The following is a 25,181-nucleotide window of genomic DNA, read 5'->3' on the forward strand; positions in this document are numbered from 1 at the left end:
ATAGGAGCATGCAACATGAAGGTTTCGAGTGAGAAGCAAGCACATAAAGAGAGCATCCGGCTGGCGGAGAAAGCGGTGGCGGCACAGGCAGAGGCTGCCGCTCGGGATGACTACCGGCTGCAGTACCATATGCTTCCGCAGGCTGGCTGGATGAACGACCCTAATGGGCTGATTCAATATAAAGGGGAATATCATCTGTTTTATCAGCATCACCCCTATAGTGACAAATGGGGACCGATGCACTGGGGCCATGCTGTAAGCAAGGATTTGGTGCATTGGAGACACCTTCCTATTGCTTTAGCACCTACGGAGCCTTATGAGCTTGGGCAGGAGGGCGGTTACGGGTGCTGGTCCGGCAGTGCTGTGGAGATTGATGCCAAGCTGACCCTAATTTACACCGGGCACGTGGACGGCCGGGAGCCGATGGAAGTGCAGTGCGCAGCGAGCAGCGTGGACGGGGTAGTTTTTGACAAACATTCCGGAAACCCTCTGATTCCAGGTTCGCCCGATACAGGGAACCTCGGCTTCCGTGATCCCAAGGTATGGCGTCATGATGGTCTGTGGTATATGGTGCTGGGTTCCGGGAAAGAAGGCAAAGGTAAGGCGCTGCTCTACCAATCGGAGGATTTGGAGCAATGGGAATACATGGGGACGGCAGCGGAGAGCGACGGCACTCAAGGGGACATGTGGGAATGCCCCGATTTGTTCCCGCTAGGAGACAAGCATGTGCTTGTACTATCACCGATGAATATGCCGGATGCCAAAAATTTATATATGATCGGCGAAATGGATTACGCCAGCGGCAAGTTTACACCGGAGGCTCAAGCGAAGCTGGATCATGGCCCTGATTTTTATGCTGCACAGACTTTGTTGGACGACAAGGGCAGAAGAATTATGATCGCTTGGATGGATCACTGGGGTTCGGAGATGGCCCGTGAGGATCGCGGGTGGTATGGGGCCATGACATTGCCGCGAGAGTTGGTGCTGCTGCCGGAAGGCAAGCTGGTTTCACGGCCAGTTCCCGAGCTGGAACTCCTGCGGGAGGATGGCATAATAGCTTCCGGGGTGACCCTCTCTAACGGGAATGATATGGAGTGGAGCGTTAGGGACGGACAGGGTTTTGAATGGATTGCTGAGTTTGCTCTGGACGGCACACAAGCTGAGCGTCTTGAGATGACTTTGCTTGCAGCAGAGGGAAGCGGGGAATCGACGGTAATCCGCTATTTGCTCCGGGAAAACAAGCTGATCCTGGATTGCAGCGCTTCCGGCCATGCCGATGCATCGATAAGTGAAGTTTCAGTAAGTACGGAAACATCAGATACTAACGGAGCCACGCTTAAACTGCAGGTATTTGTCGACCGTTCGTCCATCGAGGTGTTTGTAAATGATGGCCGTTATGTGCTGACAAGCCGGGTGTATCCGTCTGCTCTAACCGGCGGAATAACAATGAAGGCGATGGGTGGAAATATAACGCTGCAGTCGCTGAATATGTGGAATCTCAAATCTATCTGGAGCTAATCAGGAGGGATTATGATCAAAACTACAAGCAAGCTGGCATGTGTAGCTGTAGTACTGCTGGTTATAGCAGGCTGCGACATTGGCGGCAGTACCAACAATAACGGATCAGGAGAAAGTGAAATGAATGCTTCTGATTCTAATACTCCATCCAATGCCGTCTCTAATACTGCACCTGCGGCTTTTCAGTTTTCTGCGATTCCCAATTACTACACGGAGCTGTACCGCCCACAGTATCATCTGTCGCCGGAAAGCGGGAATATGAGCGATCCAAATGGAATGGTTTATTTTGAAGGTGAATATCACCAGTTCTACCAGAATAGCGGCCAGTGGGGTCACGCCGTCAGCACGGACCTGATTCATTGGCAGCATCTGCCGGTAGCTCTGGTGCGCGATTCACTCGGGGAGATTTGGTCAGGCAGCGCGGTGGTGGACTGGAAGGATACGAGCGGTTTTTTTGACGGCAAAGCGGGGTTGGTGGCGATCTTCACCCATTTCAAAGGAGGAACGCAGTCGCAGAGCCTGGCTTACAGCTCGGATAAAGGACGCACCTGGACCAAATATGAGGGCAATCCCGTTATTCCGAATCCCGGACTCAAGGATTTCAGAGATCCCAAGGTGTTCTGGCATGAACCCACACACTCTTGGGTGATGGTTGTCTCGGTGGACAAACGGGTGAGATTCTATACCTCTCCTGACCTGAAGACCTGGCAGATGGCCAGCGAATTCGGCGCCGACCAGGGTTCGCATGCGGCCGTTTGGGAATGTCCGGATCTGTTCGAGCTTCCCGTGGAAGGCAGCAAGGAGACCCGATGGGTATTGGCGCTCAGCATTGGAAATAACAAAACGACCCGTGGATCGACAGCGCAATATTTTGTCGGCAGCTTCGATGGCCGGACGTTCAAGAACGAGAATGAGCCCTCCACAGTGCTGTGGACCGATTACGGAAGAGACTTCTACGCCGCAGTGTCCTACTCGGATATTCCGAAGACGGATGGCCGCCGTATCTATATCGGCTGGATGTCCAACTGGCGATATCCGTTCTCCATGCCGACCGATCCGTGGAAAGGGAATATGTCGCTGCCGCGGGAGCTGAAGCTGCGTGACATTCCTGGTGAGGGATTGCGCCTTGTCCAGCAGCCGGTGCAAGAGCTGGAGGCTTTGCGTGGCCAAGCTGTCAAGGTGGGAACCCAGCGGCTGGAGCCGGGCAACAATCCCCTGGTCGGCCTGCGAGGGAGTTCCTATGAACTCGATGCCGAGTTCACCGTGCAAGAAGAAGCGGAATTCGGCTTCAAACTGAGAAAAGGCGGAAATCAGGAAACAATTGTATCTTATAACAGCGTGAATTCTACACTGACGATAGATCGGACCAAATCCGGCGACAGCTCATTTGAAGCCGAGTTTGCCGAAACGGTTCAGGCTCCCCTAAGAGCCCTAAACGGGAAAATTAAGCTGCGTATTTATGTGGATGAATCGACGCTGGAGGTGTTCGGCGCAGACGGCGAGACAGTGGTTTCCAGTATTCTATTCCCGGGGGCTACCAGCAACGGATTGGAGCTGTATGTAACAAAGGGGAACGTGACGCTGGACCAGGCCGTCTTTTATCCGATGGCCAGTATATGGCGGGATGAGGATCCCGACGGCTCGAAACCGCTTCGCGTTCTGCTTAGCCATTCCAGTGTAGATGTTCCACTTGGCGGCACTGTGGAGGCGGAAGCGGCGGTCGTTCCGCTAACAGCTCCCCAGGAGCTTACCTGGGTATCGAGTGATGAGGCGGTTGCACAGGTAGATAGCCGTACCGGAACATCCGCTGTCGTAAAGGGGCTGAAGGAAGGCCAGACGGAGATTAAAGCTCTTGCTCCGGGTGGGCAAATTTATGCCGTGATGAACGTGTTCGTATATAAACCGGATTGAAATGGAGTGAAAAGATCATGACAAGCGTTACAGCGGAAGCCGAGTCTGGCTCCAAATCTACACTTGCAAGCAAAAAGCCCAACCGGTTTCTGCGGGGAGAAGAAAGGACCGCCTGGTGGTTCGTGCTGCCTTCCTTTGCTTTGCTGCTCATTTTTGTATTTTATCCGATGCTGCAAGCCTTTGTGATCAGCTTCCAGAATTATAACCTGGTGGGGTCGACTCGCAGCTTTATCGGGTTGGACAATTACAAGAACCTGGTGACGGACAGGGATTTCCTGGCCAGTCTCAGGCATTCGTTTCATTTTGCCATCATTGTTATTCCGATTCAGACCAGTATTTCACTGTGCTTAGCCCTGTTAGTCCAGAAAAAATTCGCATTCACCGGGCTGTTCCGCACACTTTATTTCATTCCGGTTGTCATTTCTACGGCCGTGGCCGCAACCGTGTTCAAGCTGATCTACAACAAGGAATTTGGGATTCTGAACAATGTGCTGAAGGCGTTTCACCTGCCCACCACCAACTTCCTCTCCAACCCGGAGACAGCGATGTACGGCGTGATCATGCTGGGGATATGGAAAGGCGTAGGCTTTTTCATGATTATCTTCCTGGCCGGACTGAATAACATTCCGCAGGATTTGTACGAGGCAGCACGGGTGGACGGTGCTACAAAAATACAGCAGTTCTTCCGCATTACGCTTCCTTTGCTGAACCGTACCACGGCCTTCGTCGTTATTATGACGACAATCGATGCAATAAAGCTGTCCGGCCTTGTTTTTGTATTGACCGGTGGAGGACCCAACGGATCCACCGAAACCGCAGTCTATTATATTTATAAAATGGCCTTCCAGCAGATGCAGATGGGTTACGCCACCGCTGCCGCCTTTATTCTGTTCGTAATTGTTCTTGTGATCTCGCTTGTGCAATTGAGACTGTTTCGGAACGCGGAATATTAAAGGTGGCGCTTCTGAAGCCAATTTGGCTGCAGGGTCATTTCAAAGAAACGGCCGTTTCGCTAAACTACTAGGAGGAATACACATGCACCGCTTTGCAAGCATTGTCAAGTATACGGTTATGACCGTCCTGGCTGTCATTTCAATTATCCCGATCCTCTGGATGATCTCAGGTTCACTGCGACCTTATGAGGAACTGTTCAAGTACTCCTCCAGCCTGAATTATCATTTGTTCGTTCCTGTCCAGCCAACGCTGGCTAATTTTAAAGAGGTTATCTTCAATGAGAGCAACCCGTTTATCCGCTATATCGCCAATACACTGTTCGTTGCAGGGATTGTGACCTTGCTGGTGCTGCTGGTGAATTCGATGTCGGCGTTTGCTTTTGCCAAGCTGCGTTTCCGTGGAAAAGCGGTTGTCTTCGCACTGTTCATGTCGGCGATGATTATTCCTGGTGAAGTGACGCTGGTCCCGAACTATCTGCTGATGAATTATTTCGGCTGGCTCAACTCCTATAAGGCGTTGGTGATTCCTTCGATGCTGTCCGTGTTCGGGATCTTTCTGCTGCGGCAGTTCTTCGCGGAGATTCCCGATGAGATTCTGGAGGCGGCCAAAATCGATGGGGCCTCGATGCCGCGAATCTTTTCCAGCATTGTCTTGCCTGCGGTCGTCCCACCAATGATCACCCTCGCACTGATGACCTTTCTCGGCAACTGGGATTCGTATCTGTGGCCGCTGATCGTAATTAATGATGACAAAAAACAGATGATCCAGGTAGCTATTGCGGCATTCTCCTCGGTGGAAGGAACGGATTGGTCTAAGATTCTTGCCGCAAGCACCATTTCCACGGTTCCGATCCTGATCCTGTTTCTGTTCTTGCAGCGCTATTACATTCAGGGCATTACGATGTCCGGTGTAAAAGGGTAATGCTGCAGCCATTCTACTGATCTGAATTGATAACGAAGGAGCAACGAATGATGAAATACGATGTGGTGGCGCTCGGTGAGCTGCTGATAGATTTTACACCTGCGGGGACATCTCCTGCGGGTAACCCCTACTTTGAGCGAAATGCCGGAGGCGCTCCGGTGAATGTGCTGGCCGCATTGTCGCGGCTCGGCAGGCAAACGGCTTTTGTCGGAAAAGTCGGCGATGATCCGTTCGGTCAGTATCTGCGGGAAGCCTTAGTTGCCGAAAATATTGCGGACAGCGGGCTGGTCCAGACAAGGACAGCCCATACGACGATGGCGTTTGTGCATTTGGATGGTGACGGGGAGCGGAGCTTTCATTTCTGCCGACATCCAGGCGCGGATGCTGAGCTGACTTTCGATGAGGTGAATCGTGAACTGCTTAGCAGCACACGGATCTTTCATTTCGGGTCAATCTCCATGACCACCGAGCCTGCTTACAGTGCTACAGTTCAGGCGGTCCGGCTGGCCAAATCGCATGGGGCACTTATCACCTACGATCCTAACTGGCGGCCTGCGTTATGGATGGATGATGCCCACAGCAGGGCTGCGATGGAAGAAGGGCTGCATCTGGCAGACATCGTAAAAGTATCTGAAGAAGAACTGGTCTTCCTGACAGGAAGTCAGGATTTGGCGGATGGAGCAGCGCAGCTCTTGAACAGCTATCCTATCGCGCAATTACTCGTCACGCGGGGAGCAGAAGGGACTTATTACGCCAACCGGACAGTGTCTGGCAATGTGAGCTCCTATCCGGTAACCCCAGTAGATACCACAGCAGCGGGTGACGGCTTTATGGGCGCTTTTATTTACCGGCTGCTGGAGTCGGGTAAACCGGTGACGGAGTGGGAAAGAAATGAACTGGAAGGAGCGGTGGCGTTCGCCAATGCGGCAGGCGCGATAGCGACCACGCGGAAAGGGGCAATCGCCTCCCTGGCAAAATTGGATGAGATTGCGGCGCTACAGCATCGTGGTGGAGGATACGCAGATTCGATCTGATCTGGGGCTCGGATACTGCTAGTCGCCGGAGTCCTCTGTCTCAATAATAAGCCTCACTAATTTGTTCTGAAACTAACATGCCTAAAACTCACCTTCTCACAAACAGCCGAAGAACATTCAATACAAAAGGACAAACCCGTTCAATAACTTACTTGTAAAACTGTAGTATGCGACATGATCCTCATTCGTATGGCTAATTATAGTGAATACAAGAGATAGAATGAATGCAGAAATGATGGAAGATATCATCCTAATCAAAACACATTCGCTCCTTATGTAGAGCTATTTGCGACAAACGCCTGTTAATATCAGCGATATTACAGGCGTTTGATTCATTTGTTGGGTATTTATAGAAGATTATAACCGAAAAATTAGAATATTGTGCGGAATCAATTTTACATATATTAGCAACTACCTTTCTCCTAAAGCGTCTTATTAGTAAACCAGGAAAAGAGGAGCCTTCTCATTTTGAGGAGGCTCTTCGCAAGCGTATTTAGTCGGTTGGTTAATTTATCAGAGCAGAAGCCTTAACCCCGTCGTTGATACAAACTGTGTAACTAAGAGGAGGTACTTTACTTTTCGATATCAACGGCCAGATGAAGCTTATAGCCAAATCTAAACCTCTACTCCTCCGTCCGCAAAATCTGATAGCATAGTTGAACAACGCCGGAGGAAAACCTTTTTGTATCCATCAATTTTAAATTCAACCTCTGCTTTACATCAATAAATAAAGGCTTTCCTTCCCCCAAAACGACAGGGTGAACAGATAATCTCAATTCATCGACAAGCCCTAAGTGGATAAAAGTTGTAATCAGGCTGGCTCCGCCATATAGCCAAATATCTTTACCGGGCTTATTCTTTAATTGATTTACTGCTTCAAGAATATTATCGTTAATGAACGATGCATGATGATCTGTGCCTTTCTGCGACCTAGAGAATACGTATTTTTCTTTGCTATGGACTAAGCTCCATATTTCTTTTTCAGAGTCCGTAGCCCCATCTTCTGGCGTATATTGTCCCCATAATTCGTAGCTTTTTCTACCATATAGAATAGTATCAATTTGATGTAGGAAATCCACAAATCCCATTTCATCATCCATGATACACCAATCGACTTCGCCATTTTTCCCTTCAATAAAACCATCTAAAGTAACTGCTAAATCTAAAATTATTTTTCTGGGTCTTGTATGATTGGGCATAACTCTTCCTCACTTTGTTCGAACATATTATTGATCCATTTTTATGTTTCCTAATTATACCAGATGTATTGAATTAGAGGGCGATGCAAAGCAGATTCTTCGGCAAGTCCATTTATCCCCTGAAGTTCGCTTAAATTCGCCTAGTAAATTTCTCCTCTGTTTTCGTTTCTTTATGAAATTTAGTTTATCGGTTCCCACCGTATCCATAGTACTCAGGCAGAAGATTTCTACCTTCCTCCACACTTTTATTCACGATATCATTCAATTCTTCAAAGGTGCCGAAAATTTCTTCCGTGGGAATAACATCGCCAAAGTGTTCTTGGAGTATGCTGTTCAATTCTCTGAATTCTTCAGTATGCAACACATTTAATTACTTAACATTATGCTTATCTTGGGAGCGAGGTATTTTATCGGTGAGTGTATACAAACCATGTAATGCTTGCTGTTAATAATGCTGACGAAATCAAAGCTGTAAGAACACTATATGTTTGCCAAATAAGTATCGTTGACCAATCGAAAGCACAGCACAGTATACCCAGGACAATCGTAGCGATCAGGAAAATAACTGTTACGATTATTCTCTTTTTTGTCATTGGCTGCCGCTCATTCGTTTTCCTTCTGCGTAATCCTAAGAGAAATAGCAAAACGGCCAATAGGCAAAAAATAATTGTGATAGACGATAAAATGATATCCAAAAGCTGTGTGCCGCTTATTTCATATGACTGAGTTAGATTGCCGTCTAATATATCTTTAACTTTTAGTACCAGGTTTATATTGGTATTTGTGCCGTTACTCAGCAAGCAGACGGCTGTTCGTTCTTTTAGCAGTATGGCTACTTCGGTTCTGAAATTTGGATTGCCCCCAGAGTGTTCTATAATCGTTTGGTCGGCGTTTACCGACCAACCTGCCGCATAATACATATCGTTGACAGCCGAAACAGACATATCACCCCTATGTGATTTTTCGATAACCATGTGAAATATTTCGGGTATGTCCTGCACGATACCCATCTGTATGCCCATCCAACGCGCCATATCTTTTGTATTAGAAATGATGTAGCCTGCGGGTTTATTCCCAGCATAATCCGGAGCATTAAATGGAGTTGTCATAAAAAAGGAAGAACGGTAGCCCTGTGCCAACTGTCCAGTGGCTTGAGCATCTTCTTTATAAACATACGTCTGGTGAAGACCTAACGGCTGAAATACCTGTTCCCTCATAAAGTCTTCATAGCTTTGTCGCGACACAATCTCAATAACCAAACCCAATACGTCATAATTAACGGTTCCATAGTTATACTGTTCACCGGGAGGGAACGCCAATTCAGCATCCACGAGCATTTCCACAGTCTTTTGCAACATATCCGGTGTATTGCCTTGTGGAATATTTTGAGTATGCCTAATATTTGTTAGACCACTGGTATGGTGAAGAAAGTTATTTAGTGTAAGGCTTTGCATATCAACAGGTTTCCCTTGATACTTTAACGTTAACCAGGGTAAATATTTTTGGACAGGGTCAGTCATTGAGAGCAGCCCTTGCTCTTCCAACAGCATAATACCCATACCGGTAAAAGCTTTACTGACCGAGGCTAACTCATAGAGTGTATTTTCACTTGCAGACAACCCATTTTCACGGTCTGCATACCCTGAAGAAAAGTAGAACACTTCATCATCAGTAAGTATTGAGATTGACATTCCCGGCACACCTGATATACGACTGGCATCATCTAGCAACGCTTGTATTGCCGCAGATTTCGAATCTGACAACGCATAACTTTGTGTTGCGAATTCTGAGAATAATATAAATATCGTTAATACAAAAACAATAATCTTTTTCATAAACTCTCCTTCACCAACGATTCTACGACGCCTTTCTCATTGCCATGAGCAGGCTGGCAAAAATGGCTGTCAAACAAGTAATGAGCACGCAAGCTAGTGTTCTTCGCAATCCGGCCCGGAGAGGATTTTAACAACCTGAGTCTTCGCGTTGTCATATAGCCCTTCTCTCAGGACACCTCCGAAGTACTGGAAACCACGGACGTGGCCCAATCCGTCGACGTAATGGCGCTTCCTGACATACTCTTTATCTACCATGACATACATATCCTTTCCCCCTGGCTGCTGAACTTCATTCAGCATAACGGGGATATCTCTCGGGGTGGTCAACTTTTACATTAGCAGATGCTGTATAAGTGGTACACTTTTAGATTAGCAAATACAAAAAGAGATCGTTTCCCTGCGGTCGCTTTACTATGTAAGTTATTTGAATAGAATTTCAATGATTAATAAATCAAACTTGTTAGTTTCTCTCATACCCTCAGCGCCGTTAAAATTCTTCCGTTATAGTTTATAAACAAAATTTTACTTATAAGGAAATTCATAATATGATTCATGTATCTTACTACGCATGAAATTTTCCTTGAACTAATCGCTTAGCAAGATACAACTGAAGTCCCTCGCCACCACTTATAATTGCGAAAACAAGGAGATAACATATGAAATCATACATAACACTAAAAGAACGATTAATATCCTCAACAAAATTTGGTTTACTACTCTTTATATTCACTATTATAGTCAGCTGCACGAATCAAAAAGAAGTGGTTAATCAGCATGAAATTATAAGTGAGCCTTCTATCCAGTTAAAAATCGCAGTATTAGAGGAAATTAATCAATATACTGCCATTGAGAATGTACTGTACGTGAAGACATCTCTCCAAGAACTAGTTGAAGATGAGAAACTACAATTCGATGGATTAATCATCTCTAAAGAGAACTTTGATGAAGCAGCAAAGATGGAGTATAAGAATTATTTTAAAAATATACAATTCCCTGTATTCTTTCTAGGAGCAGAAAACATATTAACTTCTGTATTCCACGAAGAGGAGCTTACCTTAGAAGATGCTAAAATAGGTGACTGGGGACCCTATGCATCTGGATTTGTCAGTACTGAAGATGGATACACGGAATGGTCTTTATATTTGCCTAATAATCCAACTCCCGAGGATAAAAATATGAATTCTTTAGCACGAATCTGTAATGTTCTACAAAAATATAAAGAGGGTAGAGATACGTAACGTTCTGGGGCTCCCTTCTGGGATCGTACTTGATAGTTAATTTACATATAAATAATACAAAAAATCGCTCTACCTACACCAACGGCTCGACGTTGTTCTTTGCCCATTAACAGCAAAAAAAGCCGCTTAATAGCGGCTTCCCCCAACTTCCTCTTCCAAATTCCCATCAACTCACAGTTACGGCCTCTTCCGCTCCATGCAAGCTTATCTTCATACCCAAAGCAAATGCTAATTTAAGTACTGTATCCAGGCGAGGAACAGACCCGCCATTTTCAATTCGAGCAATGGATTCCTGGTGAAGCCCTACTTTATCTGCTAGCTCCTGTTGTGTCCATCCGAGCTCAATTCGTCTTCGATGAATGGCATTCACTAGTTGTGCGACTGCTTCAAGCTCATTCATCCGCATTGGATCAATGGACTTTAGTTCCTTCTTTTTTTCATTCCAACTTTTCATCATCAATCACTCCTTCCGTTCCTTGCTAGCCAGTTATCCATGCGTCTCCTAGCAATCACAATTTCCCTGGGAGGTGTCTTTTGGGTTGTCTTGGCGAAATGATGCAGAAGTACAAAGTGATTCCCGTTCCATCCAAAGAAGAGAATACGATTATTACCTGGGCGAAGCTCCCATATCTCGCCTGAAATTCGCTTAGTAAACTTTTCTCCCGCTCTCGTTCCTTTATCTTCTAACCGATTCAGGCAATAAATAATCTGCTCCAATTGAACTCTGGCATTCTTATTATTGAGGGCCGCGACATCAAGTTGGTTAATGAAACTCTCAACTGGCCTATTACCTTCTTCATCCTCATAAAACAAAATATTATACAAGGCCGCCTCCGACAGTTACTGTATACTCCGTGTCAACCTAATTATAACATATAGATCATAAATTTATACTGAGACAAATCAACTTGAACTAATGAATTTTCCTATATGCTCATCGACTCTCATCGACCCAACTGCTATGAATTACAAACTCCAAATCAAAAATCCCCCTCAACATACTGCTCAGGGGGATAAACGCTTTAAGTTCAAGCAACTTTATTACTGTTTTAAGAAATCAATTTCTATTTCATTTCTTTGTGGTTCACGTTTAAACAGATATTCACCATGGCGAATGGATGCAAGTACTTCTGCGCGCTCACGAATAGCTTCATAGGCATCTTTTGCATCTAAAACGATAAAGTTTGCTGGTTTTCCTGCTTCAATGCCATACTCATCGTTAACTCTCATGATGTTTGCGCCGTTGAATGTAATCAGGTCGAACGCCTTGTTGATTTCATCGATATGTGTATAGTGCGCTAAATGAATTCCATTGTCCAAAATGTTCATCATATTTCCATTCCCTAAGGGATACCAGTAATCTGCTATCGAATCTTGAGCAAAGGCGACATTATTGCCGTTATTTAATAGCTCTTTCACTCGTGTTAGGCCACGACGTTTCGGATAAGTATCGCCACGTCCTTGCAGATGCGCGTTTTCTGTGGGGCAAGAAATAAAGTTAATTTGTGATTCTCTAAATAAACCCAGCATTTTATTTGCATAGCTGTTCTCTACGGAACCAAAGCTGCAGGTATGGCTTGCTGTTGTGTATATACCATAGTCTTGTTCCATGACAAGCGCATTTAACACTTCTAAAAATCGACTATTGGGGTCATCGTTCTCATCACAGTGAATATCAATCATGACGTTATATTTTATGGCCATGTCTACGATCCGTTTTAATGACTCAACACCATGTTCATGTGAAATTTCAAAGTGAGGGATTCCCCCAGCTACGTCAGCACCCATTTTCAGCGCCTCTTCCATTAACTGTTCTGCACCTTTGTATCTAAAAAACCCCTCTTGAGGGAAGGCTACAAGTTGTAGAGTAACGATATCCTTCAATTCTTCCCGCAGCTTAATTAAAGCCTTCATCCCGGTTAGGTTAGGATCAGTAATATCTACATGTGTGCGAATAAATTGAACGCCTTTGCTCAATTCTTTCTGAATTCCTTTAATCGCACGCTCGCGCACTAATTCTTCCGTCAATGTTTTTTTATTATCGCTCCAACGCTGAATCCCCTCAAATAACGTGCCTGACACATTGGCATTTCCTTCGCCTAGCCCTGAAAAGATATAATCCAAGTGTAAATGAGGGTCAACATAAGGTGGCAGCACTAGACGACCTTCTAAATCAATCACTTCATCTGTGTTGTTTAAATCATTACCGATGGCTTTAAATTGACCGTTCTCCACTAATAACTCATGTGATTCTGGATTTCCGTATATGTTCGCATTAATAAATTTTTTCATATTTATATCACTCCTATCCATCATTTTAACAATTACAATTTTATATTGCTATGTTAGCCATCATCCACGGTATTATTATTCCCCGCAGCCATAGAATTACCCTAAAGCTTCCAACGCACAGCCTAACCAAACTCCCCAAACTTATGTCTTTTCAACCACTACTCCAAAGCTCGTTGAGCATTTCGCTGTCTTCTGGAATATCCTGGCTGGGTCGAAATTTCCTTTAACTCTATGCTATTGGTAAAAAACCTAAAGAAATAAAACCTGCGAATAGCGCAGCTTTTTTATTTCCTTAGGCTTAGATAATAATATAAAATACTGATTATGAATAATGAAAAAGATATAACTGCACCTATTAAGTTCATGTATAATGCAATACTTGGATAACTCTCTAATTGCATTATTGAATTTAATGAGAAAAACCACAAAACAGAAAAGAAGAAAAAAATAATACTTGCTGCTAAAAATTTTTTTGTTATTCGATTGAAGATGATATACATAATAGAAACAATCACTACAATTACTGAAGATATTAGAAATATTTCATATTCCTCATTTTTTACATGAATAGGTATATCCGATGTGAAGAACATTTCTAAAGAAAATTGAACGGTTAAAAGTAATAGTAGCAGTACTCCAATGAATATACGAACAAAATTTTGAATCATAAAACCTCCTCAATTTACTTAATTTAATATTTCTCAAGTTTGATCCTACTCTTTTCGCATATTATTACCGGATCTCTCGCCCATTTATACCATATAATGTATTATTGTGTATGGTCAATTATAAACGACTTCATATCTTACGGTTAAACTCTTCAATAATTTTAATAGAAGTATTAGTTCAGTCATAAAAATCGCTCCAATTACTGCTGTTCCTTGCCCATTAACAGCAGAAAGGCCGCTATTAGGCGGCCTTCTGAAACACATCTTTAATTTCCCATACTCTTCAAACTAGGCTTCTTCATAAACAACGACAGTACCACATTAACGATCGCTAGCAACAAGCTGATCTTAAACACCAGCGAGGATCCCGTGGCAACCGCCTGAGTTGGTTCATTAGCAACAGTGGCTAGGAAGCTGCTCTCTTTGGCCGATAGGATCGAGACCATGACCGCGATGCCGACCGCGCCGGCGACTTGCTGGAGCGTTTGCGTGATGCTCATGAGCTTTGTAACCTTCTTTAATATGCTGTCGCTGCTCGTGATTTTGCCGATGTATATGCAAATGACCTTATTGATCGCCGCCTTTACGACCGGGCTTATCTTGCTGCCAGACAGCTTGCTGAACTGTGTATTAGCGCCAACGATCGGCAGAATGTTTGACAAGTACGGCCCGAAAGCGGTGATCACGCCGGGAACCATTCTCGTCGCCCTAGGCTACGGTGTATATTCACAGTTCGGCACGGATACGGCTCTATGGCTGATTGTGCTGACCCATATCATCATGATGCTAGGGATTGGGATAGTGCTGGCCTCCGTACAGACCAACACGCTCAACTCTCTGCCGAAGCATACTACCCGGATGGCATCGCCCTACGTGAATGAGATCCGCAAGGTATCCATAGATGCCGCATCGGCTGCAGGCTACTATAGAGCGATTTCTTTGCTTGGATACATTTATAAGAAAAAGAAATCCTTAACACCCTTCTCCAGCTCTATGATGATAATTTCTGAGTTCATCGTTCCAGGAGATGTCGCGATGACTCCACCCTTTCTCCAATAAGGCCGCCAGCGTATACTTCCATACGAAAGCTTGCCTAAATTTATTCCTTTTTTATAATAAATGATTTGGTTTTGCTGTAAGGTTTGTAAATAGTTCTCTAATTCTCCTCTTGTTTTGTCCCCAACAAACTCAACCTTGTAAGTATAATAGGATGGCTTGCATGGTTCGAACGTATACGTAAACATACCTACTTTAACCAGTCTCCACCCTTCTGCCGACATCAAATTCAACCATTTTTCCTGATTCTTTAATGAGAGAAAATATTTAAATACTCTTCTTCTCACTGCTTCCTTCCCCCCATCAAGTATGGCACTACATTAAAACGAATTCATCTATATGAAAATAATAGCACTCATAGCGGGCCTTGTGGATAGATACTTTGGGGTTTGGAATTATTCAAAAGTAAAAATGGAGAAAGGAGATAAGCTGAAGGAGATGAGAGTGGTTATTCACGTAACCGCCGAGCGAACCGAGTGATTGTGGGTAACGTAGTTTTCGTTGTCCATATTGAAGATGCTGGCTACGTGTTTGCTAAGGATGCAAAAGGGCTGCGAGGCTTTACGGATCATGACATTATCGCCTTTCGATCGCTAATTGACTTGTGTGAACGTGGTATCATGCTAGATAGCGCCATAAACACCGTAGTATCAAGTACGGGGTGTGGGCTCCAATCGACGAAGTAAAACACTCCAATGGCTATTTGTCTATTCCGCCTGATACCTGCGGTCTAGGGCCCTGAAATTGAATGCGCAGCCCTGGATACACACTGATAAACAAGACAAAGGCCGACAAGACATACACCGTAAGCAGTGACGTATTGTTCATTAATACCCCGGACAAAGTGGAGCCGATCAAAATCGCGCCCATAAACAATGGCGTTATTAATCCATTAACGCGGCCGATCAGATGCTCATCAATTCTGCTGACCAGGAAGGTTGAAATTACGAGATTGGTAAACGCCAGACTGATCGAGCCAAGAAAGCTGAACAACAACGTTAACCATAGCCATCCTGACAGAGCTTCACCCACGGTAGCCAAGCCCAGACAAATCAGGCTGACGACAAGCGTCACATTCTGGTTCAGTTTGCCGCTGATCGTCGCGGCTATGCCGCCCCCCACAAGCAGGCCCGCTCCCGAAACCCCAGACAGAAACTGTAAGTGAGTCTGCTCAAGCCCCAGCCGCTCTGTAATGATGAATATCTCCAGCGGCTGAATGAGTCCCGAGGACAATCCGACAAATCCAAAGACAAGCCCCAGCAGGCGAAGGGAACTGGAGCCAGTCACATATCTCCATCCTTCTTTGATGTCGGAAATTAGTGTGCTGCCGCTGGCTTCACGATCCGGATCCTTCGGTAGGAACGACAGGAGAATAGACGAAAACAGAAACAGCACAAGCAGCGAATATAGCGACATGTCAATCCCGAAGGTCGTATAAATAAACGTACCGAGAATTGGACCGAGAATGAGGAACAATGACTGCGAGCTTTGCGTGATGGCTACGGCCGCTTGAACGTTCTCTTCCTCCACGTTCCGTCTGACAATTTTAACCGAGGAAGGCTGAGCGAACTGACTAACGATGGATGAGACAAAGGTCGCTACATACAGCACCTTCCAGTATCCGCTATTCAGTACCAGAATAATCACAATAATCGATAGAAAGCTTAGGATATCCCCGTAAATCATCGTTCTCTTCGGTTTCCACCGATCCGCTAGCGCGCCGCCGATAAATGAGAAGACAAAGATCGGCAAATACTCAATCACCGTAATTAAAGATATTGCTATGGGATCTTCACCCTTCGTCTGCTCCATGATGAAATACAAAATGGCCATATTGCGTATCCAGATCGCTAGGTTTTGCAATAGGTCAGAACCTGTCACTATCAGAAATGCCTTATTCCTGAACAAGTTTGTCATTACAAGCCTCCCATAGACCGACCGTACGGTCTAATATAGTTTATAAAGAAAGACTGACAAAGGTCCATCAGTCTGCTATTGCTTCATCTGCTGTATTCCTTGAAGTATCGTCCTTAGCCCCTTGTGATACAACTGTCGGAGTTCATCAATTTCCATTTCAAAATAAAGCGTACTAAGTCCATTAAACAAACCGTTAATAATATACATTAGTTCCTTAGGATCGCCTGGCTTCAATTCGCCCTGCTCTATCCCTTGCATAATAATGCTCTCATAAGTTCTGTATGGCAGTCGAATCAATGCGAGCATCTCATCCATCATTTCCTTGCTAACGACTTGCCCCGACAGAAACTCATTGATCGTGTGATTCAACGGATTGGCCAGGTCATCCACATAATAATCGGCCAGACCGTACAGTTTATCAATCGCCGTCTCGTACTGCTGCTCAATTTCCTGCCAAGAATCAATCCATTCCTCATTGTTAATTCTGATTAGAAACATGAAGAGCTCTTCCTTGCTTTTGAAGTGGTAATAAATGCTCCCCTTGCTTCTGTTATTGATCGCACAGATTTCCTCCATGGAAGTAGCACTATAGCCCTTCTGAGCGAACAACTCCTTCGTCTTCATGGCGATTTCCTTCTTAATTTGTAAAACGTCTTTCCTGCGCTTAACCTCTATCGTAAATCCCTCCACATAAACTATCATTAGCGGATACAGAAGCTGGGCGGATCAACATAAGCTTCAGTAACAAAACCGACCGAACAGTCTAACAATAACATAGACGGAAAAAAACGTCAATTTAACAAATGCCCGCTTGCCATTCAAAGAATTTCTTGTCCTCACGGCAAACGGGCAGGTCATGAATAGCGTTAACCAAGGTATTCTCTATGAGGGCAGACTGCCGTCATCGGCAGCAAAAAGGGCTTCTTTTATGAAAGCTCATTCCTCTCTCGAATCATCCTTGCCACTGTCTTCTTGAAAGACTTCGCTGATTTCCTCTGCGAGCTGCTATAACATGGAGACATACTCCATCCCCACAATCATGTTCTTGTTTAACCTCCTGGAATCAAGATGATGCTAGTCCCTTCATATTGAACATGAACTTTGATATTAATTTGGATCAGCTCCATTTTTACTGTAATCTCTCATCATACATCAGCTGAATTTGAATCCCAAACGGGTCTTCAACAATACCATACGCCTTGCTAAACACATTGCTGGATAATGGAACGATAATTCTCACCCGCTCATCTGTCGTCAGACTCTTGTAGAAATGTTCAATTTCCTGCAAATCCGCGCTTTGAATGCACAAGGAGGTGTTGTTGCCTACGGTGTATTTTTCGGTGGGTTCCATAGGATCTTCAGCCAGCATGATTTTTGTTTTTCCGATGGTTAGGACGGAGTGCGTAATAAAATGCTTATTCGCGTCCGTAAGCAGGAACGAACTGTCGAGTGTGGCCATGTCCTCATAGGTGACCAACAGCAATTCCTCGGCATTAAAATGTTTTTTGTAAAAATCGATGGCCTCTTTCGCTCTTCCGTTCATGGATAAGAAAATAGCCACTTCTAGCGTTGCACTCATGGGATCCATCTCCTTTTCTTTAGTAAATTGAGATACATTTAAAACTTGACCTTGAACTCATCCTAATCTATAAAGGTATCAAAACACGACACCTTTACTAAGGAGATTTGTGATGAAAAAATCAGAAAGATTAAATGACATGATTCGATATTTGAACGGCCGAGAGTACTTTAATTTAAGTGACCTAATGGATAGATACCATATTTCAAAAAGTACAGCTCTACGGGATATAAGCTCATTGGAGCAATTAGGCATGCCGATCTTCTCCGAGCATGGCAGGCATGGACGATATGGCCTCTTAAAAAACAGATTGTTATCCCCCATTATTTTTACGATGGATGAAGTGTATGCTCTGTACTTTGCCATGCTGACGCTGGAGGCTTATCAATCCACGCCATTTCATCTTAGCGTGAATCAACTTCATGAAAAGTTTAAGAACTGCCTCTCCCCAAAGCAAATTGAGCAGATTCATAACATGAGAAAAATTCTACAGTTTGAAATGTATCCGCATTCGCATGTGAGCCGGTTTTTAGATCGAATTATGCATAGCATTCTTCATGAAAGTAGCTGTAAGATTCAATATTTGAAAAATAAGCAGACTACAAGCTACGATGTTCAATTTTTCAAAATTTCCGCGAGGTTTGGTCAATGGTATGCTTCCGGAATTGAGTTACATACGCAGCAGTTTCGGGTATTCAGATGTGATCGAGTCACCTCTATAGAAGAAGTAGAAGCCAAATCTCCTTGTTCTATTGATGAGCTTCTTCAGCGTTCATTAGAAATTTATCAATCTAAGGATAGTATTGGCTTTGAAGTGGAGATTTTAGAACAGGCCAAGGATATTTTCCATAAAGAACATTATCCCTCAATGACCATGGAAAGTGGGGATACAGCAATTATCAGCGGATTCTATAATCCGGGAGAGGAGGATTTTATAGCGGATTATTTGATGAGATATGGCTGTTCTGTTGTATCCGTGAAGCCCGAATCTTTGAAACGATTGATCCAGAACCGGGCAGAGCGTCTTTTACATCATTATCAGAAATTGTGAATCCCGCATGAAATGAAATAGGAGATTTCTTTAAAGTGAAAATAACGACTTATATACCATAGGTGAAGAAAAAAGGGCTGTGTCCAATCTGCACTGAAAATAGAATTTATAGCAATAGCAGTTCCAGCTGACTCTGCTTCCAATGAATTTTTTATAAAAGCCTCTAAATAAAGGTTATTTATTTCGGTTGGATCATTACCAATAATTCTATATCATGTTATCTTAACGCAAACGCAAAAACACAACTTCGGACCAAAGCCTACTAAATTAATGCCCTATAGAAGGTAATATGGAATAAGCAAAACTAAAAACGGCCCAGTCCCAATGCAGTTCAGGATCAAGGCCGTTAATATATGATTATTGATTTCGAATCAGGTAATCGAATGCACCTAACGCTGCGGTTGCACCGGAGCCCATCGAAATGATGATTTGCTTGTAAGGTGAGTTCGTGCAGTCTCCTGCAGCAAATACACCAGGAATGCTGGTTGCGCCATGATTGTCTACGACAATTTCGCCCATGCGGGTACGTTCAAGCGTATCACCAAGCCAATCCGTATTTGGAACCAAACCGATTTGAACGAATACGCCTTCCAGATCAACATGCTTCGTCTCGCCGCTCTCGCGCTCGACGTAACTAATGCCGTCCACACGGTTAGAGCCCGTGATTTCTTTCACTTGCGCATTTTTGATAACTGTTGTGTTAGGCAAGCTGTTTAGGCGCTCTTGCAGTACGGAGTCAGCCTTCAGTTCCGGCGCGAATTCCAGAACAGTCACATGTTCAGTTAGACCTGCCAGGTCAATTGCTGCTTCAATACCGGAGTTGCCGCCGCCGACCACTGCAACGCTCTTTCCAGCAAATAGAGGGCCGTCACAGTGCGGACAGTAAGCCACACCTTTGTTTTTATATTCAACTTCACCAGGTACGCCGAGATTACGCCAACGGGCACCTGTGGAGATAATAACCGTCTTACTTTTCAACACCGCGCCATTCTCGAGTTCAACTTCAATAAGCTCTTTCTTCTCAAGACGCTTGGCACGCTGTGCCTTCATAATATCAATGTTGTATTCCTTCGCATGCTCTTCCAGGCTTGCAGCAAGCTTAGGACCTTCTGTATACTTCACACTGATGAAGTTCTCAATGCTCAAAGTATCATTGACTTGACCGCCAAAGCGCTCAGCAACAATACCCGTGCGGATCCCTTTACGAGCTGCATAAATCGCAGCACTCGCACCGGCTGGTCCGCCACCGATAACCAATACATCGAAAGGCTCTTTGTTCTCGAACTCGGATGCATCCGAAGTGCCTAATTTAGCGAGAATATCATCGATCGTCATGCGACCGCTCTCGAAGAATTCACCATTAAGATGAACGGTTGGCACAGCCAGAATATCCTTGCTCTCGACCTCTTCCTTAAATGCTGCTCCGTCAATCATTGTATGGGTGATTCCCGGATTGAGGATACTCATCAGGTTGAGTGCCTGCACAACGTCAGGACAGTTATGGCAGGAGAGGCTTACGTATGTCTCGAAGTTATATTCGCCTTTAATGCTCTTAATCTGATCAATTACGCTTTGCTCAACTTTTGGAGCTCTTCCGCTGACTTGTAGCAGTGCCAGGACGAGCGAGGTGAATTCATGTCCCAATGGAACGCCGGCAAATGTTACGCCAGTGTCTTCACCCACACGATTTACGCTAAAACTTGGCGTTCTAGCCAATTGCGTATGCTCTACGGTGATTCTGTCCGACATGCTGGACAGTTCATTCACTAAATCCAGCATGTCGTTAGATACAGAATCCGTACCTGCACTGACTTTCAGCAGAACATCGCCCTCCAGAAGCTGAAGATATTGCTCCAGTTGTTGTTTAATGTCTGCATCCAGTTTCATAATTTCTCTCTCCTTAGATCTTACCTACGAGATCAAGGCTAGGCTTCAATGTTTCTCCGCCTTCTTTCCATTTAGCCGGGCAAACTTCACCTGGATGGTTACGAACATATTGAGCAGCCTTAATCTTGTCGATTAGAGTACTTGCATCACGGCCGATGCCGTCTGCAGTAATTTCAACGGTTTGAACTACACCGTCTGGATCAATAACAAAAGTACCGCGGTTTGCCATACCAGTCTCTTCATCCAGTACTTCAAAGTTACGGGAAATTGTATGGGATGGATCACCAATCATGATATAAGTAACTTTGCCGATTGCTTCGGAGCTGTCATGCCAAGCTTTGTGCACGAAGTGAGAATCCGTGGATACGGAATATACCTCAACACCAAGCTCTTTCAAAGTTGCATATTGATCTTGAAGATCCTCAAGCTCAGTAGGACAAACGAAGGTAAAGTCTGCTGGGTAGAAGCATACTACACTCCATTTTCCTTTCAAATCCTCGCTAGTTACCTCAATAAATTCACCGTTGTGGTAAGCCATTGCTTTAAACGGTAGTATTTCTGTTCCAATCAATGCCATGGTTAATCCAACCTCCTAAGTATTTGAATTCGCAATGATTTTCGTTGCTTAAGACTAGTTTATCACACTGCCAATCGCAACCAAAACGAATTCTTATTTGTAATTATTATTATATGCTATTGATTCTCATTGTCAAACGTATTCATCAAGTCTTCATAATTTTGTGATGTCATTAATATATCCTCGCGGAGCAGAAATTATATGACCATGAATTGCATGCCGCTTATAGTCTCTTAGATCAGGGGAAGGCTAGGTGAGGTAAGGTGTGGTGGGCGAGTGGGACGTGGGGGCGGGGTGAGGTAAGGAGGCGATGGCCATACAGTTCATGGGCGCGGGGTGAGGTAAGGGGAGCGCGATGGACGTGCAGTTCATGGGCGCGGGGTGAGGTAAGGGGAGCGCGATGGACGTACAGTTCATGGGCGCGGGGTGAGGTAAGGGGAGCGCGATGGACGTGCAGTTCATGGGCGTGGGGTGAGGTAAGGGGAGCGCGATGGACGTGCAGTTCATGGGCGTGGGGTGAGGTAAGGGGAGCGCGATGGACGTACAGTTCATGGGCGCGGGGTGAGGTAAGGGGGCGATGGACGTGCAGTTCATGGGCGCGGGGTGAGGTAAGGTGTGATGAGGTAACTAAATGTATTTCCTCCAGTTAGATCACGGGTTTTGGCCATATCAGACGGAACTAACTGGAAAACTGCAACTAGAATAAAAAGTGGACAGTCCTTAAGTGAACCTAGATAATAATCCTTAAGGGAGAGATGTCCGGATGGAACGTAATAGTTACAGTGAAGAGTTTAAGAAGCAGACAGTGAAGTATATTTTAGAGCAAAGTAAGTCCATGCCGCAGTTGGCCGAAGAACTCGGTATATCTGCCGGTGTGTTGCACAACTGGAAAGCACTTTACCGCGATGAAATCCAGCTGGAATCTTTAGTCACACCGGAGAGAGTGCGTCAACTCGAACAACAACTGCGTAAAAAGGAACTGGAGAATCAAGAGAAGGAGCGGGAAAATCAAGATCTCCAGGAAGAACTCGCTATATTAAAAAAGGCGCTGCACATCTTCAGCAAAGAAAGGAACTGAGGTTCCAATTCATTGAAGAACATCGCTCCGAGTTTTCGGTGGAGAAGATGTGCAAGGTTTTACAAGTGTCTCGGAGTGGCTTCTACAAGTGGCAAAAGGCATTGCCTAGCGAGCAGAAACTTCGAAAGGCGAAGGTTCTGGAGAGAGTCAAGTATCATTTTCATGACTCCGGGGAACGCTACGGCAGTCCTAAGATTACCCGAATGCTGTGGAAAGAGCGTATCCAGGTCGCGGAGCGCACAGTTAGCATCTACATGAAAGAACTGGGGTTGCGTTCTTGTGTCTCCCGTAAATTTAAGGTGCAGACGACCGATTCCAATCATGACTCACCCATTGCTCCCAATGAGTTGAACCAGAACTTTGCCGTATCTGAACCGAACAAAGTGTGGGTTGCAGATATTACCTACATCCCCTGCCGAGAAGGACGGCTGTACTTGGCTAGTCTGATGGATCTGTGCACACGCGAGATCGTGGGTTGGCGTCTTTACGGCCGGATGACAACAGAACTTGTCTTAGATGCTCTAGAGGCCGCATATGATGCGAAAAAACCAGGTAAGGGATTGCTTCACCATTCCGATCGCGGTTCACAGTACGCATCGAAGGAGTACCGTGACAAGCTGGAATCGTATTCCATGAAGGTTAGCATGAGTCGTAAAGGGAATTGCTACGATAACGCTTGTATCGAGTCATTTCACAGCATCTTGAAAAAAGAACTCATCTACAGAACGAAGTTCAAGACCAAACAACAGGCTTACGAGACCATTTACAGGTACATTGAATTTTTCTACAACCGCAAACGAATCCACAGTTCAATCGGCTATGTGTCGCCGGTTCAATTTGCTGCGCAATTCAAGAAGGAGACGGCGTAAACTTTCACTTAATAGGTGTCCACTTTCTTGACAGAAGTCCAAACCTACATTTAGTTTTAGGATATTACGACTATTTAGCTCGATTAAGGCAAACTAGCTGCATCTTTTACATTTAGCTCAAGTATTTTTAAAAAAAGAGGCGAACTAACTGTATAAAATCAGACTGTTGAAAAAGCCCCTATCTAGATCACATTACCGCGTTAATTTGGTATAATATAGGTAATATATTGAAAGTGTGGTGTGCGAATTGCCTAACATTCAACAAGATAGAAATCAAATTGAATTGGTTAGTATAGATATGCTTGTACCAAAAGATCATTTACTACGAATCATTGATGAAAACGTAGATTTTTCATTTATTACGGAGATGACTCGCCCCTACTATCACGGCACATTAGGGAGGCCTCCAATTCACCCGATTCGCCTTTTCAAAATGATGCTGATTGGTTATTTGTATGGCATTCACTCCGAAAGGCAATTAGAGCAAGAAATTAAAACGGACGTAGCCTACCGCTGGTTCCTCGGTCTAGGCTTAACGGATCCTGTGCCGGATCACTCGACGATTAGTTACAACCGTAATGTGCGATTCAAAGGATCTACCATTTTTCAAGACATTTTTGACGAAGTAGTCCGTTTGGCCATCCGTCATAACATGGTAGGGGGACGTGTTCTCATTACTGATTCAACGCACATCCAAGCTAACGCGAATAAAAATCGTTCATCGATGCAAGTTGTGACGGAAACGCCCCTTGAATATTTAAAAGAATTGGAGACAGCTGTTAATCAAGAACGAGAGCGTCATGGAAAAAAGCCGCTGCCGCCCGTGAAAAACGAAACGATTGAAAAAAAACTGCGAGTGAGTAACACCGATCCAGAAAGTGGCTTTATGAAGCGTAAAGGCAAACCCGAAGGGTTTTATTATTTGGATCATCGTACAGTCGATCACAAATTCAATCTCATTACGGATGTCCATGTTACCCCTGGAAATGTGAATGACTCAACCGTTTATATAGAAAGACTTCAAAGACAGATCGATACATTTGACTTTCACAATACGTTAGAAGCTGTTGCTTTGGATTCAGGATATATGACGCCCTACATATGCAAAAAAACAAGCGAGATGGGTGTTTTCAGTGTCATCGCTACTCGTAATGCCCCTACAGCAGAGGGGACTATACCCAAAGAAGAGTTTTCCTATGACCCGCAACAAGACGCTTATATATGTCCCAATGGATCTAAGCTGACTTACCACACAACTAATCGCAATGGATACAAAGAATATATGTCCAACCCTGACTTATGTGGCCAATGCCCATTATTGGATAGCTGTACATCAAGCAAAAATCGTAAACGTAAAATTCAGCGGCATGTTTGGGAAGGGTTTAAAGAGCGAGTAGAAGCGAATTACCGTAGCTCTTCAGGACAGATCTTGTATAAGCTCCGTTGTAAAACAGTTGAGCGAAGCTTCGCGGATGCCAAAGTGCTCCATGGGCTTCGCATTTCCCGTTTGCGTGGCCGGGAAAAAGTGCAGGAACAAGCACTGATGACTGCCATAGTGCAGAACATTAAGAAAATAGCAAGGCACCTAGCCAAGCTT

General features: G+C 44.7%; 22 protein-coding genes and 2 pseudogenes. 10 read left to right on the plus strand and 14 right to left on the minus strand.

What is annotated here, in order from left to right; all coding sequences use genetic code 11:
- Positions 1-15 precede the first annotated feature (15 nt).
- From EIM92_RS03300 to EIM92_RS03320, 5 genes are all read left to right on the plus strand, one after another.
- Positions 16-1,518 carry a glycoside hydrolase family 32 protein gene (locus EIM92_RS03300; protein ID WP_125081471.1) on the plus strand — a complete coding sequence of 501 codons (1,503 nt, stop codon included), beginning with the start codon at positions 16-18 and terminating at the stop codon, positions 1,516-1,518.
- Between the two features lie 12 nt (positions 1,519-1,530).
- Positions 1,531-3,429, plus strand: coding sequence for a GH32 C-terminal domain-containing protein (locus tag EIM92_RS03305; RefSeq protein ID WP_125081472.1), 1,899 nt, complete (start codon positions 1,531-1,533; stop codon positions 3,427-3,429).
- Between the two features lie 17 nt (positions 3,430-3,446).
- Entirely contained in the window at positions 3,447-4,382 is a 936-nt protein-coding gene (locus tag EIM92_RS03310; protein WP_125081473.1) for a carbohydrate ABC transporter permease, read from the plus strand.
- Between the two features lie 82 nt (positions 4,383-4,464).
- A complete protein-coding gene (locus tag EIM92_RS03315) occupies positions 4,465-5,304 on the plus strand; it encodes a carbohydrate ABC transporter permease (protein WP_125081474.1) in 840 nt (279 codons plus the stop codon).
- Between the two features lie 47 nt (positions 5,305-5,351).
- The gene (locus tag EIM92_RS03320) at positions 5,352-6,338 is read left to right on the plus strand and encodes a carbohydrate kinase family protein (protein ID WP_246021189.1); all 987 of its coding nucleotides are present in this window, start codon (positions 5,352-5,354) and stop codon (positions 6,336-6,338) included.
- Between the two features lie 623 nt (positions 6,339-6,961).
- On the opposite strand, the gene EIM92_RS03325 is transcribed toward EIM92_RS03320, so the two are convergent.
- The 4 genes from EIM92_RS03325 to EIM92_RS23870 form a co-directional block, all read right to left on the minus strand.
- Positions 6,962-7,537: a dihydrofolate reductase family protein gene (locus EIM92_RS03325; protein WP_125081475.1), complete on the minus strand. Its 576-nt coding sequence runs from the start codon at positions 7,535-7,537 to the stop codon at positions 6,962-6,964.
- 184 nt (positions 7,538-7,721) lie between these two features.
- The gene (locus tag EIM92_RS03330; RefSeq protein ID WP_164515028.1) at positions 7,722-7,874 is read right to left on the minus strand and encodes a hypothetical protein; all 153 of its coding nucleotides are present in this window, start codon (positions 7,872-7,874) and stop codon (positions 7,722-7,724) included.
- Positions 7,875-7,944: 70 nt separating this feature from the next.
- Positions 7,945-9,372 carry a serine hydrolase domain-containing protein gene (locus EIM92_RS03335; protein WP_125081477.1) on the minus strand — a complete coding sequence of 476 codons (1,428 nt, stop codon included), beginning with the start codon at positions 9,370-9,372 and terminating at the stop codon, positions 7,945-7,947.
- A 93-nt stretch (positions 9,373-9,465) separates the two neighbouring features.
- The gene (locus tag EIM92_RS23870) at positions 9,466-9,672 is read right to left on the minus strand and encodes a hypothetical protein (RefSeq protein WP_211344422.1); all 207 of its coding nucleotides are present in this window, start codon (positions 9,670-9,672) and stop codon (positions 9,466-9,468) included.
- A 356-nt stretch (positions 9,673-10,028) separates the two neighbouring features.
- On the opposite strand from EIM92_RS23870, the gene EIM92_RS03345 reads away from it, so the two are divergent.
- Positions 10,029-10,610 carry a hypothetical protein gene (locus EIM92_RS03345; protein WP_125081478.1) on the plus strand — a complete coding sequence of 194 codons (582 nt, stop codon included), beginning with the start codon at positions 10,029-10,031 and terminating at the stop codon, positions 10,608-10,610.
- Positions 10,611-10,776: 166 nt separating this feature from the next.
- Here the strand turns inward: EIM92_RS03345 and EIM92_RS03350 are convergent, their stop codons facing one another.
- The 4 genes from EIM92_RS03350 to EIM92_RS03365 all read right to left on the minus strand — a co-directional run bounded on the left by EIM92_RS03350 (position 10,777) and on the right by EIM92_RS03365 (position 14,070).
- Positions 10,777-11,067, minus strand: a complete 291-nt coding sequence (locus EIM92_RS03350; protein ID WP_246021191.1) for a helix-turn-helix transcriptional regulator — start codon at positions 11,065-11,067, stop codon at positions 10,777-10,779.
- Positions 11,067-11,435, minus strand: a complete 369-nt coding sequence (locus tag EIM92_RS03355) for a type II toxin-antitoxin system RelE/ParE family toxin (RefSeq protein ID WP_125081479.1) — start codon at positions 11,433-11,435, stop codon at positions 11,067-11,069. Before EIM92_RS03355 ends, EIM92_RS03350 begins: the two co-directional genes overlap by 1 nt.
- Positions 11,436-11,651: 216 nt before the next feature.
- Positions 11,652-12,902 (minus strand): amidohydrolase family protein, encoded by a 1,251-nt coding sequence (locus EIM92_RS03360; protein WP_125081480.1) that lies wholly within the window; start codon positions 12,900-12,902, stop codon positions 11,652-11,654.
- 934 nt (positions 12,903-13,836) lie between these two features.
- Complete coding sequence (locus EIM92_RS03365; RefSeq protein WP_211344423.1) at positions 13,837-14,070, minus strand: hypothetical protein; 234 nt, start codon at positions 14,068-14,070, stop codon at positions 13,837-13,839.
- On the opposite strand from EIM92_RS03365, the gene EIM92_RS24080 reads away from it, so the two are divergent.
- Complete coding sequence (locus tag EIM92_RS24080) at positions 14,063-14,629, plus strand: MFS transporter (RefSeq protein WP_246021193.1); 567 nt, start codon at positions 14,063-14,065, stop codon at positions 14,627-14,629. The genes EIM92_RS03365 and EIM92_RS24080 overlap by 8 nt on opposite strands.
- Here EIM92_RS24080 and EIM92_RS24705 read toward each other — a convergent pair.
- From EIM92_RS24705 to EIM92_RS03390, 4 genes are all read right to left on the minus strand, one after another.
- Positions 14,524-14,913, minus strand: a complete 390-nt coding sequence (locus EIM92_RS24705) for a DUF2812 domain-containing protein (protein WP_125081481.1) — start codon at positions 14,911-14,913, stop codon at positions 14,524-14,526. The genes EIM92_RS24080 and EIM92_RS24705 overlap by 106 nt on opposite strands.
- A 412-nt stretch (positions 14,914-15,325) precedes the next feature.
- Positions 15,326-16,543, minus strand: a complete 1,218-nt coding sequence (locus EIM92_RS03380; RefSeq protein ID WP_125081482.1) for an MFS transporter — start codon at positions 16,541-16,543, stop codon at positions 15,326-15,328.
- A gap of 75 nt (positions 16,544-16,618) precedes the next feature.
- The gene (locus tag EIM92_RS03385; RefSeq protein ID WP_125081483.1) at positions 16,619-17,245 is read right to left on the minus strand and encodes a TetR/AcrR family transcriptional regulator; all 627 of its coding nucleotides are present in this window, start codon (positions 17,243-17,245) and stop codon (positions 16,619-16,621) included.
- A gap of 427 nt (positions 17,246-17,672) precedes the next feature.
- Positions 17,673-18,122: a VOC family protein gene (locus tag EIM92_RS03390; RefSeq protein WP_125081484.1), complete on the minus strand. Its 450-nt coding sequence runs from the start codon at positions 18,120-18,122 to the stop codon at positions 17,673-17,675.
- A 112-nt stretch (positions 18,123-18,234) separates the two neighbouring features.
- On the opposite strand from EIM92_RS03390, the gene EIM92_RS03395 reads away from it, so the two are divergent.
- Positions 18,235-19,173: a helix-turn-helix transcriptional regulator gene (locus EIM92_RS03395; RefSeq protein ID WP_125081485.1), complete on the plus strand. Its 939-nt coding sequence runs from the start codon at positions 18,235-18,237 to the stop codon at positions 19,171-19,173.
- Between the two features lie 357 nt (positions 19,174-19,530).
- Here the strand turns inward: EIM92_RS03395 and ahpF are convergent, their stop codons facing one another.
- Together ahpF and ahpC are read right to left on the minus strand one after the other, a co-directional pair.
- Positions 19,531-21,060: an alkyl hydroperoxide reductase subunit F gene (gene ahpF / locus EIM92_RS03400; protein ID WP_125081486.1), complete on the minus strand. Its 1,530-nt coding sequence runs from the start codon at positions 21,058-21,060 to the stop codon at positions 19,531-19,533.
- A 13-nt stretch (positions 21,061-21,073) separates the two neighbouring features.
- Positions 21,074-21,637 carry an alkyl hydroperoxide reductase subunit C gene (gene ahpC, locus EIM92_RS03405; protein WP_125081487.1) on the minus strand — a complete coding sequence of 188 codons (564 nt, stop codon included), beginning with the start codon at positions 21,635-21,637 and terminating at the stop codon, positions 21,074-21,076.
- A 763-nt stretch (positions 21,638-22,400) separates the two neighbouring features.
- On the opposite strand from ahpC, the pseudogene EIM92_RS03410 reads away from it, so the two are divergent.
- Together EIM92_RS03410 and EIM92_RS03415 are read left to right on the plus strand one after the other, a co-directional pair.
- A pseudogene (locus tag EIM92_RS03410) lies at positions 22,401-23,584 on the plus strand (IS3 family transposase).
- A gap of 238 nt (positions 23,585-23,822) precedes the next feature.
- A pseudogene (locus tag EIM92_RS03415) lies at positions 23,823-25,178 on the plus strand (IS1182 family transposase); the annotation flags it as partial.
- Positions 25,179-25,181 lie beyond the last annotated feature (3 nt).

Source organism: Paenibacillus lentus (assembly GCF_003931855.1).
GTDB classification, from domain to species: Bacteria; Bacillota; Bacilli; order Paenibacillales; family Paenibacillaceae; genus Fontibacillus; species Fontibacillus lentus.